Source organism: Candidatus Dojkabacteria bacterium (genome assembly GCA_030583845.1).
Taxonomy (GTDB): Bacteria; Patescibacteriota; Dojkabacteria; order SC72; family JAHDCA01.
In genome coordinates this window covers 625,458-648,322 of record CP129478.1, presented here as the reverse complement: position 1 = coordinate 648,322, position 22,865 = coordinate 625,458, and the positions used below count along the sequence as shown (strand labels likewise).

Genomic DNA, 22,865 nt, shown 5'->3' with positions numbered 1-22,865 from the left:
TAATAATTAGATAATAAAGAATAAAATTACTATTTCCTTGGCTTCTTTCTTGGCCTGCATCCGTTGTGTGGAAGAGGTGTGCGGTCTACAAGCATAGTGATCTTTAAGCCTGCAGCGTCGAGACCCTTAACAGCGGCATTTCTACCTGCGCCAGGACCTGCTACATATACTTTTACATCTTGTAGGTTATATTTCTTAATTGCTTTTAATGCTGCATCTGTTGCTGCCTTGGTTGCTGCGAAAGCTGTGCTTCTCTTTGAGCCAACAAAGCCAACGCTTTTTGGGCTTCCCTGTACTAGAGTATTGCCTTCCTGATCGCTAATAGTGATAACTGTATTGTTGAAAGTTGACTGTACAGTAACAACCCCAGAACTTACATTCTGTTTCTTCTTCTTTGATACTGTCTTCTTCTCTTCTGTAGCCACTTAACCTACGAGTAATAAGTAATATATTTAGGTCTTTGAGACCTTGATCTTCAATCCACCAACTGGCAAAGCTCTACCCTTTCGTGTTCTAGCATTTACTCTTGTTCGTTGTCCTCTTACTGGAAGACCAAGCTTATGCCTAATACCTCGGTAGCTTCTTGTGTCCTTCAATCTCTTAACATTTCGGAAAACTTTCTGCTTCAACTCACCCTCTACTTCATAGTTCGCATCAATATGGGTTCGAAGCTTTGTGATATCGCTCTCTGAGAGCTCTTTCAACCGTACATCACCATCAAGGTTCAATTCGTCGACAATCTGCTCTGCAGTTGTCTGCCCAATTCCATAGATATATGTGAGTGCAATCTTCAACTTCTTGTTATCTGGTATTTCAACTCCTGAGACTCTCGCCATCTGGTTCAATAAATATAAATTTATCCTTGCTTTTGCTTGTGCTTAGGATCTTTCTTGCAATAAACATAAATGCGCCCTTTCCTTCGGACAACATAACAATCTCTACATCTCTTTTTAACCGAAGCCTTAACCTTCATTTCTACTTGTATCTATAAGTAATTCGTCCTTGGGTTGGGTCGTACGGCGAGATTTCCATCCTCACCTTATCGCCCTCCAGAATTCGGATATAGTGCATCCTCATCCTACCCGATAGGTATCCTATAATCTCATGCTTTGCACCATTCACCTCTATCTCTACTACGAACTTAGTATTCGGGAGGCACTCTTTGACAACGCCTTCGACCTCGACTACTTTTTTCGTTTCGTTAGCCATAAATTCGCTATTTCACCTATACTTCTTAGAAATCCTTCGGATTATATCAGACAGATGTGGTTATAGCAATCGCCAATCCGTCAAAATCTTGGGGTTCTCCTCAACGACTATGGTGTGTTCGAAAAGTGCTGACAGCATACCATCTTTTGTATAGGTTGTCCAGTTATCGTCGGCATCAATCACCACTTCTGGCGAGCCTTGATTGACTATCGCCTCAATAGCCAAAGTTTGACCCACATGAAGCTTACTTCCGGCTCCTGGCTGGCCATATCCTGGCACATATGGGTCTTCATGCAACGAGTAGCCAATACCATGCCCCACAAACTCTTTCACTACCGAGAAACCGTTGGATTCGATCACATTTTGCATTGCATAGCCAATATCTCCACTCGTGCTACCTGGGGTTGCAGCCATTATACCAGCAAGAGTGGCTTCTTTTGTTGTATTTATAAGGCTTATAACCTCCTTCGGGACCCCACCAATTGGGAGGGTCACAGACATATCTGAAAACACATCCTTATACCGAATTCCATAGTCAATGCTTACAATATCGCCATCCTTTAGCTCGTAATCGGTAGGGATGCCATGTACAACTACATCATTTACACCTATACAGGCATTGGCAGGAAAGCCCTCGTAGCCTAGAAAAGCTGATTGGACGTTATTTTTCTTGGCCAGATCAAAAGCGAGGTCGTCAATTTCTAGCAGCGATACACCGGCCTTTGCCTTCTCGACAAGCCTTTCCATAATATCCGAGCAGATTTTGCCGGCATCCTCCATTTTTTTAATTTTTTCGCGATCGTATTTTTTCATTAACTTTCTCAATATTTAATAACCGAGCTGCTTCACCACCTCTGCATGTATCTCCTCAATCGAAGGCGAAGCATCAATCTCTGCGAGCACTCCTCGATTTCGATACTCAGCAAGTATCGGCTCGATATCTTTATTGTATTCTCGCAATAAACTCAATGTCGTTTCCTTGCTGTCGTCGTCTCGCTGGGTCAACTTTGTCCCATCCTTGTCACATACACCTTTTACCTTCTCTGGCTTAAACTGCTCGTGATATGTAGCCTGACAGGTAGGACAGTACCACCTCAAAGATCGCCTTAATACAGCCTCTTCTTCAGATAGGGTGAAGTGAATAAACTTATCCAGTGTTCTATTACAATTTTTCAAGAGCTCGTCAAACATCGGGATCTGGTCTGCCTTGCGGACAAGCGATACAAATGCCCAGTCACTATTCTGATCGAAGCGGGTGATATATTTCGCCGCAATCTTGTAGATCAATTCCGACTCGACAAATATCCCCTTCACCGCATAATCATCATGTGCCCTCACGGCGTCCGGATCACCCTCTTCATACAGCTTCCTCATCGCCTCACCCGTCCCGATCTTGGTGAATCCAAACTTCTCGCAAATAAGATCTACCTGCGTATCCTTTCCGGAACCGGAAGGACCATGAAAGAGAACTGTCCTCATGAATAGCTAGGGCTAAAGTTATCAACTGTCCGACCACTTGGCGACCATAGCTTTGGATATTTATTCTTCTAGTGCCGCCAAGTGGTCGGACATTAGATATACTTCTCGTAACTTCTGACTACTACCAGTGAGTTATATTGCCTTCTCATATCCAATGCCACGTTAACCATGATGAGCAGCCCCGTACCTGTGAATATTGCGGCTACCAGTACCCCTCCAGCCACCAAAACAGTTGGCAATACAGCCAAAATTGCGAGGAAAAGCGCACCTGCCGTAGTTAGCCTGAAAGAGACCATCCTGAGATATCTAGCAGTTTGTGCACCAGGCCTGATACCCGGGATGAATGCGCCCTGCTTCTGGAGGTTCTCGGCATACTCGTCGGTGTTGAATACAATTGTCACATAGAAGAAGCAGAAAAGTATCACAAGCACAAAGGTCACTACAACCTGAACCCACGGATCATTGCTCCATTCAAGCACCTGGTTTGCGAAATCAACCATCCTATCGGAGACTACATTCTCACGATTCGGACTCACGATGAATGAGGCAATCGCGGTAGGCAACGCAAGCACATACGACGCAAAGATCACCGGCATTACACCGAACTGGGTCAATTTTACCGGGATATAGCTGTCTTGATTCCCAGTCGCCCGCACCCTTCTTGAATATGTCACAGGAAGCCTTCGTTCACCCTCGGTAATAAAGATAACAACTGCAATCATCCCCAATATGATCAGGAAGAACCAAACCATCTGCAGCGCATCTGCCGACTGGAGGTTTGCCGAAAATATACCAGGAATGGTCGCCACAATTCCTAAGAAGATAATATACGAAGAGCCATTTCCTAATCCAGACTCAGTCACAAGCTCGCCGATCCACATCATCAACATAGCTCCAGCTGTAAGCGTGGCAATCATTGTAACCAATGGCAGGAGCTCAAGCTCGCCCATCAAGCCGTACCCTCGTAGAGTCGAGTAGATCAAGATTGCCTGCATTATCGCAAGAGGCACAGCAAGATATCGGGTGTACATTGAGATAACCCTTCTGCCTGATGAGCCTTCTTTCTTAAGCTCTTCAAGCCTCGGGACTATCGTTCCAAGTAGCTGAAGTATGATCGATGCTGAGATATATGGACCAACCCCTAGCGCAATTACCGATGCAGTTTCTAGCACACCTCCTGTGACAGCTGAGATTGTGCCACCTGCGCCGATAATTCCACTCAATTGAGCCATCGTATCGGCGGTAATGCCGACAACAGGCACAGCAGCGAGTGCCCTAAATACAACTATGACTAACAAAGAGAAAAAAATCTTATCTCTGATCTCCGTTGACCTTAGAGAGGTCAGGAATCTTTGTAGGCCGTCTATAAACATAAGAAATGCTACTCTTTAACTTCCTTAATTACACCCTTTGCTCCAAGCACTTTGTCTCGTGCGCTCTCAGACAGCGCTAGACCCTCTATAGTAAGCTTCTTATCCAAATCTCCTGATCCGAGGATCTTCACATGTGTAGTCCTTTTCTGAATCAATGCTTTCTCTCTCAATGTATCAAGATTTACTGTCTCACCTGTTTTAAACTCTTCGTTAAGCACTGCGACATTTACAACTTCATACTCAATCTTGAATGGTCGGCTGAATCCCTTGTACTTAGGCATTCTGCGGTAGAAAGGCACATTACCACCTTCAAACATTACGAGTGACTTGTGGCCTGATCGTGATTTCTGACCCTTCGAACCTCGAGTTGCGGTATGTCCACCAACACCGCTACCATAACCGCGGCCGATTCTCTTTCCCTTGAATGTTCTATTTTTTCTTTTTGGTAGATTTTCGAGTTTCATACTTATTCTTTTACCTCAGTTTCAACTTTAACTTCTGGTTTGTCTACTTTTGCAACCTCAACAGCTGCCTCTGGCTTCCTTCTATCATGTCGCTTTCCACCGAATCTTCCACCTTTTCTTCCTCGGTTATCACCACGCTTATCATTCTGCTGTCTCAATTTCCTTGCGGCGAGCTCTTTCTTCTTTCTCTCCCGCTCAATCTCTTCTTTGAGACCAATTCTTGCCTGCATATTCTTCATCTTTGCGAGCACTCTTTCATTTCGAAGTGACTTCAAAGCCTCAAATGTGCAGTAGGTGTTTCCGATCAGGTCGTTCGAGCCCAAGATTTTACCATAAACATTATCAATACCACACACCTCAAGCACTGTTCGTACTGAAGAGCCTGCGATGATTCCTGTACCTGGCTTGGCAGGACGAAGCATCACTTTGCATGCTCCACTCTTGTAGATAACTTCATGTGGGATGGTATCTCCAACCAACTGGATCTTTGTCATGTTCTTTTCTGCCTTACGTGAGCCCTTCTCTACTGCATTTCGGGTATCAAGACCACGTCCAAGACCTACGCCTACAGAACCGCTCTTATCTCCTGATACAACCATGGCACTGAATCTAAGCCTCTTACCACCGGCGGTTACCTTGGCAACGCGTCGAATAGCTACGGTCTTTGACTCGTACTTTGATTCTCTTCGATCTCTTCTATTGTTCCTGTTATTTCCTTCTCTCATATCGTGCTTAAATATTTAATTTCTTTAGAACTTAAGACCAGCTTTTCTGATTCCATCTGCTATTGCTTTGACATTGCCATGATACTTATATCCGCTTCTGTCAAACACAATTTTCTCATACTTTGCCTTAACAAGCTTCTTTCCCAATTCCTCACCCATCTTTGCCGCATTATCCATGCCCTTGTCAGACATTGCTGAAGCAATTACCTTGTGAGCATCATCATCAGCAGCGCCAGCATAGAGGTAGCTATTGCTCTTGAAGACGAAGACTCGAGGAATTGCTGCACTACCATGCAGATTCTTCCTGATATGTCTCTTTCTTTTTTCTCTTCTTACTTTCTTACTAGCCTTCATTTCAACAGATCTCAAAATTATTATGCAGTTACTGCTTTAGCACTCTTTCTACGTACATACTCACCCTCATATCGGATTCCCTTGCCTTTATAAGGCTCAGGCTTCTTTATCTCTCTGATTCTTGCTGCAACTTCACCAACTTTTTGCTTATCATGTCCTTTAACAATTATTGTAACCTCATCTGGAACCTCGTACTGAATACCCTCAACTGGCTCGACTACTACTGGATGAGTCAGCCCAAGTGAGAGTGATAGGTTTGCACCTTCCATCCTGACTCTGTATCCAACGCCTACCAATTCAAGCTTCTTCTCAAATCCATCTTTGACACCTGCTACCGCACCAGCCAGAAGAGCTCTGAATGTACCGTGGATCGACCTTGAGAATCTCTCATCATCTTTCCTACCAACTACAATCTGACCGTCTTTAACTTCTACAGTAAGCTCTGCAGGTAGTGTGTGAACAATTTCGCCCTTTGGGCCTTTTACTGACACAACGTTTCCATTAATGTTTACATCTACACCTTCTTCAATTTTGATTGGGTTTATCCCTACTCTCGACATAATTACCAGATTTTACAGATATATTCTCCACCAAGCTTCTTTGATTTTGCTTGCGCACCAGTCATCAAGCCATTCGAAGTGCTGATTATAGCAATACCTCGTCCGTTCATCACTGGCAAGATATCCTTATAACCAACATATATTCTCTGACCTGGCTTGCTTACCTTTACAAAATTCTCAACCATTGGCTCGCCAGCAGCATATTTCAAACTTACAACAATATCGTTCCCATCAATCTCATAACCCTCAACAAAGTTCTCTTGCTTCAAGATCTCAACGATCGATGCAGAAATCTTTGAGTTAGTGACGTTAACACTCTCGTGTCTCCTCATTACTGCATTTTTAATTCTTGCCAATGTGTCTGCAACTATATCGCTCATTTTTCTTCCTACCAAACTAATTTCTTAACACCCGGGATTTCACCCTCGTGTGCCAATTTTCTAAAACAGATTCTGCACATACCAAACTTTCGAATATATCCCCTTGGCCTGCCACAAATTTCGCACCTATTATACACTTTGGTACTGTGCTTCTGTGACTTCTTGTATCTTTTCGCTTGTGCTACCTTAGACTTCTTTGCCATCTTTCTTGAATGGGAAACCAAATTTATCCAACAACATCTTCGCTGCTTTGTCATTCTTCGCAGAAGTTGCAATGTTTACCTGCAAGCCTCTCAATTTCTGTACCTTATTCGCGTCAATCTCTATAAACACTGTATGCTCAGGGATACCTACAGAGTAGTTACCACTTCCATCAAAAGCCTTTGGTGAAAGTCCACGGAAGTCTGTGGTTCTTGGGAATACAACGCTAATCAGCTTGTCCAAAAACTCCCACATCTTCTCACCTCGCAGTGTAACATGTACTCCAATATCCATATTCTCTCTCACTTTGAATGAAGATACAGCTTTCTTTGCCTTAGATACAACTGGCTTCTGCCCGCTGATCAGGGTAAGAATCTCTACTGCTTCATCAATCGCCGCCGAGTTCTTTGTAGCATCACCTACTCCTGTGTTTATAACGATCTTCTCAATTCGAGGGACCTCCATAATATTGTTGAATCCACCCTCTTTGAGCAATTCCTGTCTGTACTGTTTGTCGTATAATTCCTTTAGTCGTGCCATATCTATTTATCAGCTTTCTTAGTTTTTGTGCTCTTCTTAGCTACTGTCTTCTTTGTTTTATCTTTTGTCGTCTTCTTTTTCGTTTCTGGTTTGCTATCTGCTTTCTTCTCTTCCTTTACACTGCTCAATGCCTTGCCTGATCGCTTTGCTACTCTTACTTTATTGCCGCCCTCTACTGTATATCCAACCCTTGATGGCTTAGATGTAGATGGGTCAATAAGCTGTACTTTTGATACTGGCATTGGCTTTACTACATCGATGATCTCTGACTGCCTTCGCTGTCCGTCACCTTTTAGGTGCTTCTTAAAGACATTAACACCATCAACTACAACAGTACCTTTCTTTGGCAAAACTCGTACAACTACGCCTGTCTTGCCTCGATTTACTCCGTACAAAACCTTTACTGTATCACCTTTCTTTATTCTCATAGTACCTCCGGTGCCAACGAGATTATCTTGTCGAATCCGTTATCCTTCAATTCACGAGCAACTGGGCCAAACACGCGGGTACCCTTAGGAGCCTTCTTTGCGTCGATCAATACACAAGCATTGTCATCAAATCGGATGTAAGATCCACCGGATCTTCGCTTCTCTTTTCTGGTTCGTACGATCACTGCGCTATGTACCTCATGTGCTTCAATAGCAGCATTTGGTGCTGCCTGCACAATAGAGACCTTAACGATCTCTCCAACTCTTGCCCATCTTTTCTTAGATGCGCCAGGAATACCAATAACCTTGGCTACTTTTCCTCCTGAGTTATCCGTAACTTTTAGCTTCGATTCTCTCTGAACCATTTAAAGCTCCTATTAATCTAACAATTCTTCTGTTAAATCCTTAACAATAAAGTTGAGGACTTAATCAAAGTCGCTAGACCTATTTATGCTTCTAGAACTTGCACAACTTTCCAGTTCACGTTCTTGGCAACTGGTCGGGTCTCTTCAATTACAACTCTTGCACCGACTTCAATCTCCTTGGTTGTACTGGCAAAGAAAGCTTTCCTGTAAGACACGATCTTGTAGTACTGTGCGTGCTGTACAGGCTTCTCAACGCGTACTTTTACGGTGCCCTGCATCTTATTGCTTAGCACTACACCTTCTAATCTCTTTCTATTTTTCTTCTTGTTTGCTTTATCCATAACTGTTTTGCGCTGAAGGATTGTATCAATATTCCTTCATATATTCAACTATTTTTAGATCTCGCTTCGGTATACAAACTTAGTTTTTACTGAAAGCTTGTGTGCTCCAAGTCTGAATGCCTCGCGTGCGATCTCCTCGGTAGTACCACTCATCTCAAAAAGCATTGTCCCTGGCTTTACTACTGCTACATAGCCTTCAAGATCACCCTTACCTGCAGTCATTTTCGAGTTTACTGGCTTCGATGTATAAGGCTTGTGTGGGAAGATCTTGATCCATACCTTTCCCTTTCGCTTGATATGACCAACGATAGCTCTACGTGCAGCTTCAATCTCTCTTGATTCTACCCAGCCTCGATCTACAGCCTTCAGACCATACTGTCCGAACTGTACCTCATTGTTTGCTGAAGCAATTCCACCCCTCTTGCCTCTGAACTCTTTCCTATATTTTGTCTTCTTTGGCTGCATCATAATTTTTAACTATTCCTGATCATCTAATTTGCTCTCTCGATATACCCACACCTTTACACCAAATTTGCCCAAGTCACCTGTCTGCGCAACAGCAGAGCAGAACTCAATGTTTGCCTTCAATGTGTGAAGTGGGACAGCACCCTGAGAGAACTTTACAGTTCTAGCCTGCTGTGCACCATTGATTCGTCCGGCTATCCACACTCTGATTCCTTTTGCACCTGCACCCATTGCCTTCTCAATTGCGGCCTGAGCCAACATTTTTGCAGGCATCCTCCTCTTCAAACCACTTACAATCTCGCTAGCTAGAATATTTGCTGAAAGGTCGGGCTTCTGAACCTCTTTTACCTTTACATCAACCTCTAGCTTCAACATCTGCTTCAGCTTCTTGTTAAGATCTTCAATTCCTGTGCCACCTCGTCCAATTGCTACACCTGGCCTTGCCACAAATGCATCAACCGATACCTTGCCAGCTGACCTACTTACTTCGATACTGTCCAAGCCTGCTGCATCAAGATTCTCTGCCACAAATTTTTTGATCTTTAGATCCTGGTGGAGCTGCTCTTTGTATGCATCACCTTCGGCATACCACTTTGACTTCCAAGTTTTACTTATCCCCATGCGCATCGCATTGGAGTTGATTTTGTGTGACATTTAGCTCTTAACACTCAGCTCTAAATTTAAATGCGACCTTCTCTTCAAAATTCTTGATGCCCTACCTCGTGATGCATATCGACCTCTCTTATAAGGGGTCGCACCATCTACAGAGATATGACTTACAAAAAGATCTTTTCCGTCCATGTTGTAATTATTCTCAGCATCGGCGAGCGCACCCTTCAGTGCTTTATACACAAAATTTGCGCCCTTCTTGTTTACAAATTTCATCATCTCCATAGCCTCTGCTGCGTTCTTTCCTCGAACCATATTTGCAACCAACCTCAACTTTAGAGGAGACTGCGCGATATTTTTTACTTGTGTTTTGACTGTTCTGTTTTCCATTATTCGAATCTACCTGAGCTACCGTAAACCTTAGAGAGCTTACCCTTCTTAGCATGACCCTTGAATTTCCTTGTAGGGGAGAACTCACCAAGTCTATGTCCAACCATGCTCTCTGAGACCAGTACTGAAACATGATCTTTACCGTTGTGCACACCAAAAGTCAATCCAACCATCTCTGGAGTTATAACAGAAGCTCGGCTCCATGTCTTAATAGGAGACCTCTCACCTGTTTCCAGAGCCTTTCGAACCTTTTTCATTAACTTCTCGTCTACATACGGACCTTTTTTTACTGATCGTGACATCGAAATCTACTTTAAAATAATTACTTCTTCGCGTAAGGCCTTGTCTTAGACCTTCTCATCCTTACAATAAATCTATCAGTTCTCTTATTCTTTCTTGTCTTCACGCCAACTCTGTTTCCATAAATATCCTTTGCTGGTCCACCGATTACACCCTTACCTTCACCACCACCATGTGGGTGCTGTGCAGGATGCATCACCATTCCTCGTACCTCTGGTCTCCAGCCAAGCCTTCTCTTTCGTCCAGCCTTACCAAGCTTCATATTCATTCGATCTTCGTTTCCAACCTGTCCAATTACAGCCATAGCCTCACCATGTACTAATCGTACCTCGCCCGATGACATCCTTAGCTGCACATATTTACCTGTTGAATCAACACCCAGAACAACAATCACCTGGCCTGCTGCCCGTCCAAGCTTTGCACCCTTGCCAGGTGTAAGCTCAACACAGTGCACTTCAGTACCTGAAGGAATATTCTTCAATTTCATTGCATTTCCTACAAGCACGTCTGTCTTCTCACCAGAGACAACACTATCTCCAACTGACATCCCTCGAGGTGCGATTATATATCGCTTCTCGCCATCGGTATACTGTACCAATGCTAGGTTTGCAGATCGGTTAGGGTCGAAGTAGAAGTTTACAATCTCTCCAGGGATATCAAATTTATCTCTCTTGAAGTCAATAATCCTCAATCTTCGCTTCTGTGCACCACCTCTATGGCGTACAGTGATCCTACCCTGGTTGTTTCGACCGGTAATTTTCCTCTTCGATGTTGTCAATGACCTTGGACCCTTCTCCTTGGCGAGGTAAGACCTATCTTCAAGCCTTGTACCTCTCATTGATGCGGTTGTTGGTTTAAATTTCCTTGTTGCCATCTCTAGAAGTTAAAGAAATCATCAATCTTATCTCCATCTTTCAATTTCACAACTGCCTTCTTGCGGTCAGAGATTCGGGTAGACTTAGAGTATCTCCAGTCTCTCCTAATCTTGCCAGGTCGGACTGTTGTATTTACTGATACAACCTTGACCTTGTATTCACCCTCTATCGCCTTGGCAATTTCTACTTTAGAAGCTGCAGGATCGACATAGAAAACATACTTGTTCTGAGCGTTTGCCATGTCGTAGCTCTTCTCCGAAATAACGGGCTGTATTATAGCATTTCTTTTCATGAGAGCCTACCCTCCAACTTACTTAAATCCTCTTTATCAACATAGATCTTTCTACATATAGAGATATCGTAGGTGTGCAGATCCATACCTGATACAAGCTGCACATTTCCGACATTTCTAAATTTCATATATGTATCCTTATCTGAAGTCACGAAAAGCACCTTTCCTTTCTCTTCAAATGATTTTCGATCTGCCTTGCCAAAATCTACAATCATCAATTCGTTATCTCCAAGTCTCTTCGATAGAATTGACTTGAGCGAGTTTACCTTCATTTTCTTATTGATGCCGCGCTTCCAATTTCGGTAGTTAGGGAGGAATGTTACACCACCACCAACCCATAGAGGGGAGCGGATCGATCCATGTCTTGCACGACCGGTACCCTTCTGTCTCCATGGCTTCTTACCACCACCGCTTACATCACCCTTGCCTTTTGCATGTGCTGTACCTGACCTCTGGTTAGACCTAAACACGTTTACAACCTGTGCAACAAGATCCGCGTTAAAAGGTGCTGCCCATACAGCATCATTTAGCTCTACCTTGTCACCTGTCTTCTTTCCTTTTAGGTCTACTACTTCGTAATTCATGTCAATTATTCGGCTACTGCAATTAAAACTTTGCTTCCCTTTGATCCTGGGATTGCCCCAGATACCAATAGATAATTCTCTTTCTTATCAACAATCATCTTATTCTTAACAGTAATCTGATCACCACCCATTCTTCCAGCCATTCTCTTACCCTTCAATACCCTACCTGGGTCTGTACCTGCACCGATCGAGCCAGGAGCTCTATGCCTATCTGACTGACCGTGGGTCTTAGGACCACCATGGAAACCCCATCTCTTAACTACACCTGCAAAACCCTTACCCTTTGTTGTAGCCTTTACATTTACCTTAACGCCTTTCTCAAATCCATCTGTACTTACATCACTACCTACCTCCATGCCATCATCAAGCTTTGTCGAAACCCATTGTGTATATCTCGGGACAGAGCCATATTTCTTATACTTGCCGACTGCTGCGCCATTACCCTTTTTGCTGCCAATTCCAAGCTCGTAGCCCTTATCATCAGCAAAAGAGACTTTACAGCCATCAACGTCAACAACTGTGACAGCGACAGAGTGGTCACCATCAAATACCCTTGTCATTCCCTTTTTAATACCTAGAATGTATTTCATATCTTTCGTTAGTTAACCATTTAGCAGCCTTTTCTTAAGTGGCCACCCAAATCTAATTCACTTGCTGAATTTCAATACCCACACCAGAAGGCATCTGGAGATGCTGTAATGCATCTATAGTCTTGGCAGTTGGTTCCACAATATCGACCAGTCTCTTATGCTTCCTCACTACAAAGTGCTCCATAGAGCTCTTATACACATGAGGCGATCGGTTTACGGCAAACTTCTGGCTTCGAGTCGGGAGTGGAACCGGTCCCGCGACTTTTGCACCTGTACCTACAGCAGCTTCAACAAGACTTTTTACGGACTTATCAACAACAACCGGGTCATAACCTTCAAGTTTGACTCGAATTTTTGGTAGTTTGTTTGCCATTTCCTTTAATCAAAGAGCAAATAAAATAATTCTTAGTTCTCCCCCGCTAACTTATGGTGAGCTTCTCACTATAAGTTAGCGGGGGAGTTTACTGACTAGTTAGTAATCTCTGTTACAACCCCGTGACCTACTGTGCTACCACCCTCACGGATAGCAAACTTCATTCCCTGCTCAACAACCACAGGAGCGATCAATGTAACCTGGAGCTCAACATTCTCTCCTGGCATTACCATCTCTACTCCATCAGGGAGCTTAACTTCACCTGTCACATCTGCAGTTCTTACATAGAACTGTGGCTTATATCCTGATGTGAATGGTGAGTGTCGACCACCCTCTTCCTTGCTAAGTACATAAACCTCAGCCTTGAAGTCTGTGTGTGTCTTTACTGAGCCTGCAGCTGCAAGAACCTGACCTCGCTCTACATCTTCTCTCTTCAAACCACGGAGGAGGAGACCTGCGTTGTCGCCTGCCTGACCTTCCTTCATTGGCTTGTTGAATGTCTCGATTCCAGTTACAGCTGTCTTCTGGTCTTTTCGACCCATTCCGAGGATGTCTACTTCACCGTTAAGTGCGATTACACCTCTCTCGATTCTTCCTGTTACAACTGTACCTCGACCCTCAATTGAGAATACATCCTCAACTGGCATCAAGAATGGCTGATCAAGAGGTCTCTCTGGGAGAGGGATCTTCTCGTCGACTACTGCCATAAGGTTCTTAACGCTCTCGATACCCTCTGCTTCACCATTGAATGCCTTGAGTGCATCAACCTCAACAATAGGTGTACTTGCGTCGTATCCATATTTCTCGAGCAAGCCCTGGATGTCGGCCTTGATCAATTCCATAATTTCAGGATCAACTTCACCGAACTTGTTGATAGCAACAACCAAATGCTGCACACCAACCTGTCGAGCGAGTAGCAAGTGCTCTCTTGTCTGAGGCATTGCTCCGTCAGATGAAGAAACAACCAAGATTGCGCCGTCCATCTGTGCGGCACCTGTGATCATGTTCTTGATGTAGTCCTTGTGACCTGGACAGTCTACGAGTGCGTAGTGTCTGTTAGGTGTAGTTACCTCAACGTGAGCAACAGAGATCGTGATTGCCTTTGCACGGGCAATAGGATCCTTGTCTAGCTTATCAATAAACTTATCGGCTTCCTCTGAGAATGCTCGGAGGATACCTCTAACCAATGTGGTCTTACCGTGGTCAACGTGACCGAGTGTACCAATATTGGCGTGTGGTAGATCTCTTTGATAGTCTGCCATTTACTTAATTATTAAAAAATTAAAAATTTCCCAATTATGTGTTTATACCAGATTTTCTATTGTATAACCACACAATTGCACTACCGCTACGGCTTTGCCTACCGTGGTCGGCGTCGAATGGATCTTATCAAAAAGATCAGAGGTATGCAAGCGTTTTACACAATATTTTTCACTATTTTTCGCGAGCGGTATTAAATGAAACCGCCCCGCTAACTTATAGTGAGAACTTCACTGTAAGTTAGCGGGGCGGCGGCCTTAAACCTTGACCAAACGCTATTTCTTAGCAACTTCCTCGGCAATATGCCTTGGAACCTCTGCATAGTGTGAGAACTCCATGCTCGAGTTACCACGACCACTTGTGATCGATCGCAACTCCGATGTGAATCCGAAAAGCTCTGCAAGAGGCACAAACGCATGCACAATATGCAGGTTGTGTGCTGCCTCAGTCTCGCGGATCTCACCACGCTTGCTGCTGATCGCACCTGTGATATCACCCTGGTACTCATGAGGCACAGTTACTTCCAACTTCATGACTGGCTCAAGAAGAACTGGGTTTGCATTTCTGGCACCTTCGCGCAAGGCCATCGATCCTGCCACTTTGAATGCTGCCTCCGAAGAGTCAACCTCGTGGTATGAGCCATCGTATACTGCGACCTTAACATCAACCATTGGGTATCCTGCAACGACACCTGACTTCATAGCCTCTTCAACGCCCTTCTGAATAGCAGGCACATACTCACGTGGGATCGACCCACCCTTTAGCTCATTCAGGAACTCAAAGCCTTTTCCAACTTCATTTGGCTCAAGCCTCAACCAGCAGTGTCCATATTGACCCTTACCACCTGACTGCTTCACATACTTACCTTCCTGCTCACGTACCGCCTTGATTGTCTCTCGGTATGCAACCTGTGGCTTACCTACATTTACCTCGACGCCGAAGTCTCTCTTCATGATATCTACCTTGATCTCGAGGTGAAGCTCACCCATTCCTGAGATAATCGTCTGGCCTGTCTCATGGTTTGAAGATACTTTAAATGTAGGATCTTCCTTGACCAATCTTGCGAGAGCCATACCCATCTTCTCTTCATCGGCGTTCGACTTCGGCTCGATAGCCTGCGATACAACCGGCTCTGAGAACTGGATCTTTTCAAGCACTATCTGATTACCCTCTTCACAGAGAGTATCACCAGTGTTTGAGTCTTTTAGACCAACTATCGCTCCAATATCTCCAGCACGTAGCTCACTTACCTCTTCTCGATCTTCAGCATGCATCAACACCAATCGACCGATTCTTTCTCGTGCACCCTGTGTTGAGTTGTATACATATGTACCTGCACTTACCTTTCCAGAGTAGATTCTGAAGTAGGATAGGTTTCCAACGTGTGGGTCATTTACAATCTTGAATACCAACGAGGAGAATGGCTCGGTCTCAGCTGGATCACGATGCATCTCTTCACCTGTCTTTGGGTGTGTACCATCTGCACCACCGTCATCAATTGGTGATGGGAGGCATGTCACAACCTTGTCTAACAACCTCTTTACAATAGCTGTTCGTGAGTCTCCACCCATTACTGGGAAGATATTCATGCTCAATGTACCCTTTCTCAATGCTTCAAGCATTTCTTCTTCTTTGATCTCCTCGCCAGCAAAGTATTTCTCCATAAGTGCATTATCCTGCTCAACAAGCTTCTCAATAAGCTCTGCTCTTAATTTTTCGGCCTTATCCTTATACTCAGCAGGGATCTCAACCTCTTTCATATCGAGGTCATCTACTGTCTCGTACTTATATGCTTTCATCTCGATCAGGTCGATAGTTCCATATAGCTGCTGCTCACGTCCCATTGGAAGTGTAATTGCAACTGCATTTGGAGTGAGTCGCTCCTTAATAGAAGCAAGTGACATCTCGAAGTCTCCACCGAGTAGGTTCAACTTGTTTACAAAGCACATGCGAGGAACCTTATACTTGTTTGCCTGCCTCCATACTGTCTCAGACTGTGGCTCAACACCCATCTTACCGTCGAAGATTACAACCGCACCGTCCAATACTCGGAGTGACCTCTCTACCTCTGCAGTGAAGTCTACGTGGCCTGGTGTATCGATGATGTTGATTCGGTAATCCTCTCCCTTATATTTCCAGAAGCATGTTACAGCTGCTGACATAATGGTGATACCACGCTCCTTCTCCTGCTCCATGAAGTCAGTGGTCGCTGCACCTTCATGAACCTCACCGATCTTGTGGATCTGTCCAGTGAAGAATAGCAATCGCTCGGTAGTTGTAGTCTTACCAGCGTCGATGTGTGCGATGATACCAATATTTCGAATCTTTTTAAGATCGAACTTTACGTTATAAGATATGTTCGCCATATTTTTAATACATTAATTAATATATAGTCGCTTCCGACCATCTCGTCAGCTCGCAATAAATCAGGTGGATACTCAAGATATCAGCTGATAGGTTGGCTGCGAACTAACGGGGTGATTGGCTGCTGTGGAGTATATATGCGGCGAGCAACTAATGCAAGTACCGCCTGCCGCCCCGCTAACTTATAGTGCGTCAAGTCTTAATTGCTGCAGCAGTTTCACTTATTTAGAATTCATAAATTGAAAGGAAGGCTATGAATACACTATTGATGCACGTACTATAAGTTAACGGGGCGGCTACTGGATATAGTTGAGTGCCAATTTTGACACCTCACCCTCCAGGTCTTTCTCCACAGCAAGTTTAAAGTACTCATCAGCACCTTTTTCGTCACCCTTTGCATCGACTAGCCTGCCCATTACATAGAAATAGTACGGATCTTGTGCAGTCGCTTCCTCAACTGGTGAGAGCAATCCCTCTGCTTTTGTGAATTGGCCCTCTTCGATATACCAAAGAGCAGCTAACCAGATATACATATAATAGCTATCTGACCCAGGAGCCACGGTCGACTCCATCCTATCAAGTAGCTGGATAACCTCAGAGCTATCCTTCTGAGCGATATAGACCTGCAATTTTAGAAGCTCAAGCTCATCTGTTGATGTCTCTTGCTCAGAAATTACCTCGAGCGCTTTCGAATATCTCTCCGCCTCAATCAAGAGCTCAATATATTCAATGAGTACTGCCTGGTCAGCTCCATCACCTTTTGAATAGGAGATGTACTGATCGTAATGACTGAATGCTAGATCACGATTTCCATCTTGTACGCTGTTACGAGCAGCAAGTAGCTGTAAGGCTGGATCTTCAGGGGCAATCTGTACTGCCTGGTCAAGGTAGTCGGCGGCTCTTTCATACTCACCCAGCTCGTAGTAGGCCCGCCCAACATAGTAGAGCCCATCCCAATAATCTGGCAGATCTTGATCATCCTTTAGCAGATTCACCGCAAAGTAGTAAGCCTTGGCGTTGATGGCCAATTGAGCCAACTTGGCTCGATCATAAAGATCTGTATCACTTTGGGTGCTTATGTCTGAATATTGCTGAAGTACAGTCTGCAATTTCTCATCGCTTACCTGGCTGGTAAGTGATTTCCAATCCTCTTCTTGCGAGTTTACAGAGGCGATAGCAAATCGATCGATTGATTCTCCCTCGAGATTGCCGACCTTTGCATAGTAAGCATATGCTTTGTCCCAAGCCTTAGCATCATAGTAATAGTCAGCCATAAGCAGATATAGCTCGGCCATATCTCCACCACCGATTATCTCTTCGGCACCGGCTACAAATTCTTCGGCATCATCAGCGAGGTTCTTTTCGAGCAATATATTTAATACACCTATATATGCAGAAGGGAATGTGGGATCAAGTGCGAGAGCCTCATTATATGTAGCAAGTGCAAGCGAGTACTCCTGATCGTCGTGCTGCCCGGCAGCCTCAAGCATAAGAGCCTCATACTTATCTTTCGATGAAGATCTTGCGAAAAATCGATAACCGATAAGCCCGACTAGTACGAGAAGCAGTATACCTGTCACAACCATAAGGAGTGTTAGCCACTTTTTGTTCTTAGGCTTACCCGGCATATTCTTACTACCTTTCTTATTTTTCTGTTCTTGGGCAGACACTTCATTATCTTTTAATGAAATCTTTGAGATTTCGCCCTCTTGAAATTTTTCTTCCACGAGAATACTATTTCTTAATTGTGCTACCTACATACTAGTTACTTATGTGACTTCTTGTCAAATATATGTTAGTATGCACCGTTCCATCAAAAACAGCGTACCAACGGGCAAATACGAAGTTTGCCGCATGGTAGCCTCATAAGTTGCACCACTGGTCAGACTGTTATTATTCAGACGGCTAGAGTGAGTAAAAGCAACATGAGTTACTTCTAGTTCTTGAGATTAGATGTAGCGATGGAATTAAGATATTAATTAAAGAAAAAGTGAGTATACCGCTGCACAATCGCAGTTATAGTAGACTCCTGAGAGCCTCAAACAGACGCAGAAGAAGTAAGCGAATCTTTTCCTTTACTGCCTACGTCTTGACCTTTCTCGTGTTATCGTCACTTTTCCACAGCTTTATTTCTACAGGCCGTTCTGTTTCTGCTTATGAGCAGGCAGTACTCGGAGCATCAGAACTCTCAAGCGAACGTTTCTCACACACTTTCTCAAGCAAATTTGAGGATGATGACCGTCTAGTTATCGACGGAGAGAATATTGTAATGGTAAAAGTAGAAAATGTAGATGGTGTAACTACCGAGCTTATATACGGAGCAACTGTCGGAGATGTGGTCAAAACATTAGGGATCAACGTCGATGACTATATTATCACCCCAGATCTTGATACTAAGATCAGCGACAACCTCCTCGTAAAACTGGTTAAAGTTGAGAAAACATTTGAGACAGTTACAGAGATAGTCCCATTCAGGTCTGAGCAGGTAAATGACTCGAGCATGTATGTTGGCACATCACTTGTAACACAAGAAGGGCAGAATGGTGTGAAAGAGATAACAATCTTAAGGACATTCCATGATGGCCAGATGGTTGAAGAGAAAGTCACTGACCAGAAAATGGTCACACCTGTCGTAAACAAGATCACCAAAGTCGGAACTAGAGAAAGAATTGATTTCAGCACAGTCCCAGGGTTGAATAACAGCTGTGTACAGTGGGATAGCTATATTGACCAGATCACTGGCAGCGATGCAGAACGATACTGGCTCAAATCTGTGATGAGGTGTGAGTCTGGCTGCTATGCAGGTGCTAATAATGGAGGGCTCTACAAAGGCTTAATGCAGTTCTCCGAAAGGACTTTCGCTGGATATGGCGGTACCAATATTTGGGATGGTTATCAGCAGCTTAGAATCTCCCTCACAATTTATCGTTCAGGTGGTGCTGCACACCATTGGCCTGCCTGCACACGACTGGTAAACTAGCCCGACCACCCGACCACTTGCCCGACCCACTTGCTTCGCAAGTAGTCGGGTGGTCGGGCTAGATATTCCAGCTGTAATATTCACACAGCTCCTGTGGCACTTCACCCAGGAATCTTGACGGTATCTGATCGCTGTAGCCACCCATCTGCGTCCTCGCTTCTGAGAAGGTCATCCAAAGCCTCTCCTGTGCACGCGTAATCCCTACATAACAGAGTCTACGCTCCTCTTCTAATTCGGTAGGATCGGTAAAAGACCTTGAGTGAGGCATTATTCCTTCTTCCATTCCGATCATAAATACACCTGGGAACTCCAGCCCCTTCGAAGAGTGAAGCGTCATCAATGTAACAGCCCCAGCTGAGCTTTCTTTCTTGCTCTTCTCCTGCTCCTCCTCAATAAGTGCGATATCTTGCAGGAATTTATTTAGCGATTTTGCGCCATACTTTTCGGCATAGCTGGCTGCAAGGTTTCTTAACTCCTGCACGTTTTCTTTGCGCGATTCGGCAAGCTCACTACCGTCGTCAAACGATTCAATATACTTCGACCTATTGAGCAGCTCTGTTAGCAGCTCCATCACATTCATATCTTGCGCAGCTGCGTATAGACCACCGAAGATATCCACAACTTTCTGAAATTTAAGCAGCTCGTCGAGAGACTTATCCACAGCGTCGACCTTGGTCTGGTCGAATTCGTAGTCGCTAATGTTTAAGTCGTTTCGCCCAAGAATATAGGCAATTGCCAACATTTCTGCCGCGGATGTCTTGCATTTACGAGCAGTTTGCACCAGTTTGGCGAGCGAGGTTGGGCCCATCTTGCGGGCGGGCACATTGATAACTCGGTATAGGTTGATGTCGTCTTTCAGGTTATTGGCGACGCGCAGGTAGGAGAGAAGGTCTTTGATCTCTTTGCGATCATAAAATCTGAAGCCCCCAACCAATTTGTAAGGGATGCCCCGCTTGAGCAGCTCTTCCTCGATTACACGCGACTGGTAGTTGGTGCGGTATAGGACGGCAAAATCACCAAGCTTGTAGTAGCGGTTATTCTTGAGCTGAGTAATCTCATCCACAATGAATTGCGCCTCGCCTTTCTCATCTCTAGCCTGGTATACCGTTATTTTGTCACCCTCGCCCTTATCGGTCCAAAGCTCTTTCTCAACACGCTCGTTATTTTGCTGGATAACTGCAACTGCAGCTTTAATTATGTTGTCTGTTGAGCGATAGTTCTGCTCAAGCTTGACGATCTTTACATTATCGAAATCGCGTTCAAAAGATATGATATTGTGGATGTCTGCCCCACGCCATTTATAGATGCTTTGATCATCGTCACCAACCACGCATAGGTTTTTGCTCGCCTCTGAAAGCTTCTTTATTATGGTGTACTGAACCTTATTGGTATCTTGATACTCGTCGACCATGATGTACTTATAAAGATTCTTATACTTCTCGAGGATGTCTGGCTGTTTTGTAAAAAGCTCGGCTACATAGTAGAGCAGATCCGAGAAGTCCATTGCATTCATCTCAAGCAGCTGCTTCTGATATTCAGGGTATATCTGACCTGCAATATCCTCTATAAAACCAGCATAATGAAATGCAAATTGATCAGGACTCACCATATCGTTTTTCGCTGCACCTATCATATGCATTATCACCGCCGGCTTAAACTGCTTCACATCAAGGTTTGCAGCGAGCATCAGCTCCTTGATCAGTCCCTCTGAATCGCTCGTATCATAAATTGAGAAATTGCTATCAAATCCAAGATATTTCCCCTCGCGCCGCAAGATTTGGGCAGATATCGAGTGAAATGTTCCTATGTGTGGTCGCTCAGAGATGTCTGGACTTTTCTCAAGCAAGATATTGTTGATACGCTCAAGCATTTCCTGTGCAGCTTTCTTGGTGAACGTTACAGCGAGGATATTGTGCGGCTTCACATCGTGGTTGATAACTAGGTTCGCGACTCGGTAGGTAAGAACGCGAGTTTTCCCCGACCCTGCACCAGCAAAAATAAGCAACGGGCCATCAACATGCTCTGCAGCCTCTCTCTGAGGCGTGTTTAATTGTTCAAGGAAGGTATTGTCTTTCATCTTTATTGGTAAAACTACCCGACCACTTGGCTAGGTGGCAAAGTGCTGCTCACTATACGATAAACGCCAAGTGGTCGGGTAGTTCAAAGCCGCTTTATATATCTACCGATCACCCAGCCATCTGCGCCAGGCTCATATTCAATCTTATACCAGTTATTTTGCGATTCTTTAACTACAAAGATTGCGCCGGAATCAACCTGTCCAACCACCTGTGCCCCAAGATTTGGGTCTTTGCGGACATTTAGATTACCGGTCTCAGTTTCTGTGATCTCAATCAGTTGGACATCGCCCTGCTCGATTGTGAACTTAACTTCAAACTCACCACCCTGCAGATCTTTACCACCAGTACGGCTAAATTTGAAGCTCTCAGAGTACTCACCAGGCATTGTATTGGCTGCCATCTGGAACTCAATATCTACGCTCTCGCCAGGCAACACAGTCTTGCCCTCAACATGGGTTGGTGTATCGAAGCTATCCCACTCACCATTTACCGCAAATTGACTATCTTCGTTGCTTGATGTGACCACATAGACAAAATCGTTCAGTGTAAACCATGGAGTATCGCCATCATTCTTCAGTTTGAATTTCACAGTTAGCTTCCCGCCGATCGGCACCTTCTCTTCGAAGCTTACCTCGCTGACAGCTGCCTTAAAGCTCAAATTTTCTCTATCGGAATATGTAACCTTTGAAAGGATCTGATCAAGCTCATCTGCAAACATTGAATCAGTACTCTTATACTCGAGCTTGCTCAGCTCACCTTCAGCAGTCTGCTGAGATACTTCAAGGTCAACGGCCTCTACATTTTCACGAGTGATTCCATATTTATATGAGACCTCTTCGACCAGCTCGTTGATTGAATCTGCTGCTGCAGAGGTAACATCGGCACCATTTGATAGATAGCCAATTAGCACAGCACCTTCTGCATCCAGCAGCTCTGGCACAACTCCCTCATAATTCGAGCGGCCTTCGTACACTGTGCCCGACTTATCAACCAGATAGGTGTATGGTAGGTCGCCAAAACCGAGTCTTGTGATGTAGTAGTAGTAGAGCAGATCGATCCATGATTCCGGGTCAGATTCCATCGCGGTATTTGGAGCTTCGACCTGTGTTATTAATATCTTACCTGGAAATGCATATAGTGCAGCGTCTTTGCTTGAGAGACCTTCATCAAAACCAAGATCTTCTCTTTTGACAGCTTGATATCCTGGAACCTGAGGCACAACCACCACAAACGCGGCAACAACAAGCAGAATATTTACAATCTTGGTCAAAATTTTCATACCTATA

At 44.4% G+C, this 22,865-nt stretch carries 31 protein-coding genes and 1 pseudogene; 1 reads left to right on the top strand and 31 read right to left on the bottom strand.

Translation table 11 applies throughout. The features are described 5' to 3' along the window. Positions 1–29: 29 nt before the first annotated feature. The 29 genes and pseudogenes from rpsK to QY318_02795 all read right to left on the bottom strand — a co-directional run bounded on the left by rpsK (position 30) and on the right by QY318_02795 (position 18,248). Complete coding sequence (gene rpsK / locus QY318_02935) at positions 30–425, bottom strand: 30S ribosomal protein S11 (GenBank protein ID WKZ30780.1); 396 nt, start codon at positions 423–425, stop codon at positions 30–32. A 27-nt stretch (positions 426–452) separates the two neighbouring features. Further along, positions 453–836, bottom strand: coding sequence for a 30S ribosomal protein S13 (gene rpsM / locus QY318_02930; GenBank protein WKZ30779.1), 384 nt, complete (start codon positions 834–836; stop codon positions 453–455). 20 nt (positions 837–856) lie between these two features. After that, positions 857–973 carry a 50S ribosomal protein L36 gene (gene rpmJ, locus QY318_02925; GenBank protein ID WKZ30778.1) on the bottom strand — a complete coding sequence of 39 codons (117 nt, stop codon included), beginning with the start codon at positions 971–973 and terminating at the stop codon, positions 857–859. A 2-nt stretch (positions 974–975) separates the two neighbouring features. Beyond that, entirely contained in the window at positions 976–1,209 is a 234-nt protein-coding gene (gene infA, locus QY318_02920) for a translation initiation factor IF-1 (GenBank protein WKZ30777.1), read from the bottom strand. Positions 1,210–1,269: 60 nt separating this feature from the next. After that, positions 1,270–2,022, bottom strand: coding sequence for a type I methionyl aminopeptidase (gene map / locus QY318_02915; protein WKZ30776.1), 753 nt, complete (start codon positions 2,020–2,022; stop codon positions 1,270–1,272). Positions 2,023–2,037: 15 nt separating this feature from the next. Beyond that, positions 2,038–2,688, bottom strand: coding sequence for a nucleoside monophosphate kinase (locus QY318_02910; protein WKZ30775.1), 651 nt, complete (start codon positions 2,686–2,688; stop codon positions 2,038–2,040). A gap of 92 nt (positions 2,689–2,780) precedes the next feature. After that, a complete protein-coding gene (gene secY, locus QY318_02905; GenBank protein ID WKZ30774.1) occupies positions 2,781–4,061 on the bottom strand; it encodes a preprotein translocase subunit SecY in 1,281 nt (426 codons plus the stop codon). 8 nt (positions 4,062–4,069) lie between these two features. After that, positions 4,070–4,525 carry a 50S ribosomal protein L15 gene (gene rplO, locus QY318_02900; protein WKZ30773.1) on the bottom strand — a complete coding sequence of 152 codons (456 nt, stop codon included), beginning with the start codon at positions 4,523–4,525 and terminating at the stop codon, positions 4,070–4,072. A gap of 2 nt (positions 4,526–4,527) precedes the next feature. Next, positions 4,528–5,250, bottom strand: a complete 723-nt coding sequence (rpsE, locus tag QY318_02895) for a 30S ribosomal protein S5 (GenBank protein ID WKZ30772.1) — start codon at positions 5,248–5,250, stop codon at positions 4,528–4,530. Between the two features lie 24 nt (positions 5,251–5,274). After that, positions 5,275–5,604 carry a 50S ribosomal protein L18 gene (rplR, locus tag QY318_02890; GenBank protein ID WKZ30771.1) on the bottom strand — a complete coding sequence of 110 codons (330 nt, stop codon included), beginning with the start codon at positions 5,602–5,604 and terminating at the stop codon, positions 5,275–5,277. Positions 5,605–5,624: 20 nt separating this feature from the next. After that, complete coding sequence (gene rplF / locus QY318_02885) at positions 5,625–6,164, bottom strand: 50S ribosomal protein L6 (GenBank protein WKZ30770.1); 540 nt, start codon at positions 6,162–6,164, stop codon at positions 5,625–5,627. Positions 6,165–6,166: 2 nt separating this feature from the next. Next, a complete protein-coding gene (gene rpsH / locus QY318_02880) occupies positions 6,167–6,544 on the bottom strand; it encodes a 30S ribosomal protein S8 (protein WKZ30769.1) in 378 nt (125 codons plus the stop codon). An 8-nt stretch (positions 6,545–6,552) separates the two neighbouring features. Further along, a complete protein-coding gene (locus QY318_02875; protein WKZ30768.1) occupies positions 6,553–6,747 on the bottom strand; it encodes a type Z 30S ribosomal protein S14 in 195 nt (64 codons plus the stop codon). Continuing rightward, positions 6,731–7,285, bottom strand: a complete 555-nt coding sequence (rplE, locus tag QY318_02870) for a 50S ribosomal protein L5 (GenBank protein WKZ30767.1) — start codon at positions 7,283–7,285, stop codon at positions 6,731–6,733. The genes QY318_02875 and rplE overlap by 17 nt, the downstream gene beginning before the upstream one ends. 125 nt (positions 7,286–7,410) lie before the next feature. After that, a pseudogene (gene rplX, locus QY318_02865) lies at positions 7,411–7,713 on the bottom strand (50S ribosomal protein L24). Further along, the gene (rplN, locus tag QY318_02860; protein WKZ30766.1) at positions 7,710–8,078 is read right to left on the bottom strand and encodes a 50S ribosomal protein L14; all 369 of its coding nucleotides are present in this window, start codon (positions 8,076–8,078) and stop codon (positions 7,710–7,712) included. Before rplN ends, rplX begins: the two are co-directional and overlap by 4 nt. Before the next feature lie 83 nt (positions 8,079–8,161). Continuing rightward, complete coding sequence (gene rpsQ / locus QY318_02855; protein ID WKZ30765.1) at positions 8,162–8,419, bottom strand: 30S ribosomal protein S17; 258 nt, start codon at positions 8,417–8,419, stop codon at positions 8,162–8,164. 54 nt (positions 8,420–8,473) lie between these two features. Beyond that, the gene (rplP, locus tag QY318_02850; protein ID WKZ30764.1) at positions 8,474–8,887 is read right to left on the bottom strand and encodes a 50S ribosomal protein L16; all 414 of its coding nucleotides are present in this window, start codon (positions 8,885–8,887) and stop codon (positions 8,474–8,476) included. A gap of 9 nt (positions 8,888–8,896) precedes the next feature. Continuing rightward, the gene (gene rpsC, locus QY318_02845) at positions 8,897–9,538 is read right to left on the bottom strand and encodes a 30S ribosomal protein S3 (protein WKZ30763.1); all 642 of its coding nucleotides are present in this window, start codon (positions 9,536–9,538) and stop codon (positions 8,897–8,899) included. Further along, positions 9,539–9,883 carry a 50S ribosomal protein L22 gene (gene rplV / locus QY318_02840; protein WKZ30762.1) on the bottom strand — a complete coding sequence of 115 codons (345 nt, stop codon included), beginning with the start codon at positions 9,881–9,883 and terminating at the stop codon, positions 9,539–9,541. It abuts the gene before it with no gap. Further along, on the bottom strand, positions 9,883–10,185 hold the full coding sequence (gene rpsS / locus QY318_02835) for a 30S ribosomal protein S19 (GenBank protein ID WKZ30761.1): 303 nt from the start codon (positions 10,183–10,185) through the stop codon (positions 9,883–9,885). The genes rplV and rpsS overlap by 1 nt, the downstream gene beginning before the upstream one ends. Positions 10,186–10,205: 20 nt before the next feature. Then, on the bottom strand, positions 10,206–11,057 hold the full coding sequence (rplB, locus tag QY318_02830; protein WKZ30760.1) for a 50S ribosomal protein L2: 852 nt from the start codon (positions 11,055–11,057) through the stop codon (positions 10,206–10,208). Between the two features lie 2 nt (positions 11,058–11,059). Continuing rightward, on the bottom strand, positions 11,060–11,350 hold the full coding sequence (gene rplW, locus QY318_02825) for a 50S ribosomal protein L23 (GenBank protein ID WKZ30759.1): 291 nt from the start codon (positions 11,348–11,350) through the stop codon (positions 11,060–11,062). After that, on the bottom strand, positions 11,347–11,934 hold the full coding sequence (gene rplD, locus QY318_02820) for a 50S ribosomal protein L4 (protein WKZ30758.1): 588 nt from the start codon (positions 11,932–11,934) through the stop codon (positions 11,347–11,349). Before rplD ends, rplW begins: the two co-directional genes overlap by 4 nt. Positions 11,935–11,939: 5 nt before the next feature. Then, positions 11,940–12,524: a 50S ribosomal protein L3 gene (gene rplC / locus QY318_02815; GenBank protein ID WKZ30757.1), complete on the bottom strand. Its 585-nt coding sequence runs from the start codon at positions 12,522–12,524 to the stop codon at positions 11,940–11,942. 52 nt (positions 12,525–12,576) lie between these two features. Next, the gene (gene rpsJ / locus QY318_02810; protein ID WKZ30756.1) at positions 12,577–12,897 is read right to left on the bottom strand and encodes a 30S ribosomal protein S10; all 321 of its coding nucleotides are present in this window, start codon (positions 12,895–12,897) and stop codon (positions 12,577–12,579) included. A 95-nt stretch (positions 12,898–12,992) separates the two neighbouring features. Then, positions 12,993–14,159: an elongation factor Tu gene (tuf, locus tag QY318_02805; GenBank protein WKZ30755.1), complete on the bottom strand. Its 1,167-nt coding sequence runs from the start codon at positions 14,157–14,159 to the stop codon at positions 12,993–12,995. 273 nt (positions 14,160–14,432) lie between these two features. Further along, entirely contained in the window at positions 14,433–16,523 is a 2,091-nt protein-coding gene (fusA, locus tag QY318_02800) for an elongation factor G (protein WKZ30754.1), read from the bottom strand. A gap of 294 nt (positions 16,524–16,817) precedes the next feature. Continuing rightward, positions 16,818–18,248, bottom strand: a complete 1,431-nt coding sequence (locus QY318_02795) for a tetratricopeptide repeat protein (protein WKZ30753.1) — start codon at positions 18,246–18,248, stop codon at positions 16,818–16,820. Positions 18,249–18,610: 362 nt separating this feature from the next. Between QY318_02795 and QY318_02790 the strand changes: the two genes are divergently transcribed. Then, on the top strand, positions 18,611–19,501 hold the full coding sequence (locus tag QY318_02790) for a G5 domain-containing protein (GenBank protein WKZ30752.1): 891 nt from the start codon (positions 18,611–18,613) through the stop codon (positions 19,499–19,501). A 58-nt stretch (positions 19,502–19,559) separates the two neighbouring features. On the opposite strand, the gene QY318_02785 is transcribed toward QY318_02790, so the two are convergent. Together QY318_02785 and QY318_02780 are read right to left on the bottom strand one after the other, a co-directional pair. Then, a complete protein-coding gene (locus QY318_02785; GenBank protein ID WKZ30751.1) occupies positions 19,560–21,578 on the bottom strand; it encodes a UvrD-helicase domain-containing protein in 2,019 nt (672 codons plus the stop codon). A gap of 83 nt (positions 21,579–21,661) precedes the next feature. After that, on the bottom strand, positions 21,662–22,858 hold the full coding sequence (locus tag QY318_02780) for an SH3 domain-containing protein (protein ID WKZ30750.1): 1,197 nt from the start codon (positions 22,856–22,858) through the stop codon (positions 21,662–21,664). Positions 22,859–22,865: the final 7 nt, after the last annotated feature.

What these genes read in the sequence shown, in the direction of transcription:
- rpsM (WKZ30779.1), bottom strand. Translation starts at nt 836, where the DNA reads ATGGCGAGAGTCTCAGGAGTTGAAATACCAGATAACAAGAAGTTGAAG.
- rpmJ (WKZ30778.1), bottom strand. Translation starts at nt 973, where the DNA reads ATGAAGGTTAAGGCTTCGGTTAAAAAGAGATGTAGAGATTGTTATGTT.
- infA (WKZ30777.1), bottom strand. Translation starts at nt 1,209, where the DNA reads ATGGCTAACGAAACGAAAAAAGTAGTCGAGGTCGAAGGCGTTGTCAAA.
- map (WKZ30776.1), bottom strand. Translation starts at nt 2,022, where the DNA reads ATGAAAAAATACGATCGCGAAAAAATTAAAAAAATGGAGGATGCCGGC.
- QY318_02910 (WKZ30775.1), bottom strand. Translation starts at nt 2,688, where the DNA reads ATGAGGACAGTTCTCTTTCATGGTCCTTCCGGTTCCGGAAAGGATACG.
- secY (WKZ30774.1), bottom strand. Translation starts at nt 4,061, where the DNA reads ATGTTTATAGACGGCCTACAAAGATTCCTGACCTCTCTAAGGTCAACG.
- rplO (WKZ30773.1), bottom strand. Translation starts at nt 4,525, where the DNA reads ATGAAACTCGAAAATCTACCAAAAAGAAAAAATAGAACATTCAAGGGA.
- rpsE (WKZ30772.1), bottom strand. Translation starts at nt 5,250, where the DNA reads ATGAGAGAAGGAAATAACAGGAACAATAGAAGAGATCGAAGAGAATCA.
- rplR (WKZ30771.1), bottom strand. Translation starts at nt 5,604, where the DNA reads ATGAAGGCTAGTAAGAAAGTAAGAAGAGAAAAAAGAAAGAGACATATC.
- rplF (WKZ30770.1), bottom strand. Translation starts at nt 6,164, where the DNA reads ATGTCGAGAGTAGGGATAAACCCAATCAAAATTGAAGAAGGTGTAGAT.
- rpsH (WKZ30769.1), bottom strand. Translation starts at nt 6,544, where the DNA reads ATGAGCGATATAGTTGCAGACACATTGGCAAGAATTAAAAATGCAGTA.
- QY318_02875 (WKZ30768.1), bottom strand. Translation starts at nt 6,747, where the DNA reads ATGGCAAAGAAGTCTAAGGTAGCACAAGCGAAAAGATACAAGAAGTCA.
- rplE (WKZ30767.1), bottom strand. Translation starts at nt 7,285, where the DNA reads ATGGCACGACTAAAGGAATTATACGACAAACAGTACAGACAGGAATTG.
- rplN (WKZ30766.1), bottom strand. Translation starts at nt 8,078, where the DNA reads ATGGTTCAGAGAGAATCGAAGCTAAAAGTTACGGATAACTCAGGAGGA.
- rpsQ (WKZ30765.1), bottom strand. Translation starts at nt 8,419, where the DNA reads ATGGATAAAGCAAACAAGAAGAAAAATAGAAAGAGATTAGAAGGTGTA.
- rplP (WKZ30764.1), bottom strand. Translation starts at nt 8,887, where the DNA reads ATGATGCAGCCAAAGAAGACAAAATATAGGAAAGAGTTCAGAGGCAAG.
- rpsC (WKZ30763.1), bottom strand. Translation starts at nt 9,538, where the DNA reads ATGTCACACAAAATCAACTCCAATGCGATGCGCATGGGGATAAGTAAA.
- rplV (WKZ30762.1), bottom strand. Translation starts at nt 9,883, where the DNA reads ATGGAAAACAGAACAGTCAAAACACAAGTAAAAAATATCGCGCAGTCT.
- rpsS (WKZ30761.1), bottom strand. Translation starts at nt 10,185, where the DNA reads ATGTCACGATCAGTAAAAAAAGGTCCGTATGTAGACGAGAAGTTAATG.
- rplB (WKZ30760.1), bottom strand. Translation starts at nt 11,057, where the DNA reads ATGGCAACAAGGAAATTTAAACCAACAACCGCATCAATGAGAGGTACA.
- rplW (WKZ30759.1), bottom strand. Translation starts at nt 11,350, where the DNA reads ATGAAAAGAAATGCTATAATACAGCCCGTTATTTCGGAGAAGAGCTAC.
- rplD (WKZ30758.1), bottom strand. Translation starts at nt 11,934, where the DNA reads ATGAATTACGAAGTAGTAGACCTAAAAGGAAAGAAGACAGGTGACAAG.
- rplC (WKZ30757.1), bottom strand. Translation starts at nt 12,524, where the DNA reads ATGAAATACATTCTAGGTATTAAAAAGGGAATGACAAGGGTATTTGAT.
- rpsJ (WKZ30756.1), bottom strand. Translation starts at nt 12,897, where the DNA reads ATGGCAAACAAACTACCAAAAATTCGAGTCAAACTTGAAGGTTATGAC.
- tuf (WKZ30755.1), bottom strand. Translation starts at nt 14,159, where the DNA reads ATGGCAGACTATCAAAGAGATCTACCACACGCCAATATTGGTACACTC.
- fusA (WKZ30754.1), bottom strand. Translation starts at nt 16,523, where the DNA reads ATGGCGAACATATCTTATAACGTAAAGTTCGATCTTAAAAAGATTCGA.
- QY318_02785 (WKZ30751.1), bottom strand. Translation starts at nt 21,578, where the DNA reads ATGAAAGACAATACCTTCCTTGAACAATTAAACACGCCTCAGAGAGAG.
- QY318_02780 (WKZ30750.1), bottom strand. Translation starts at nt 22,858, where the DNA reads ATGAAAATTTTGACCAAGATTGTAAATATTCTGCTTGTTGTTGCCGCG.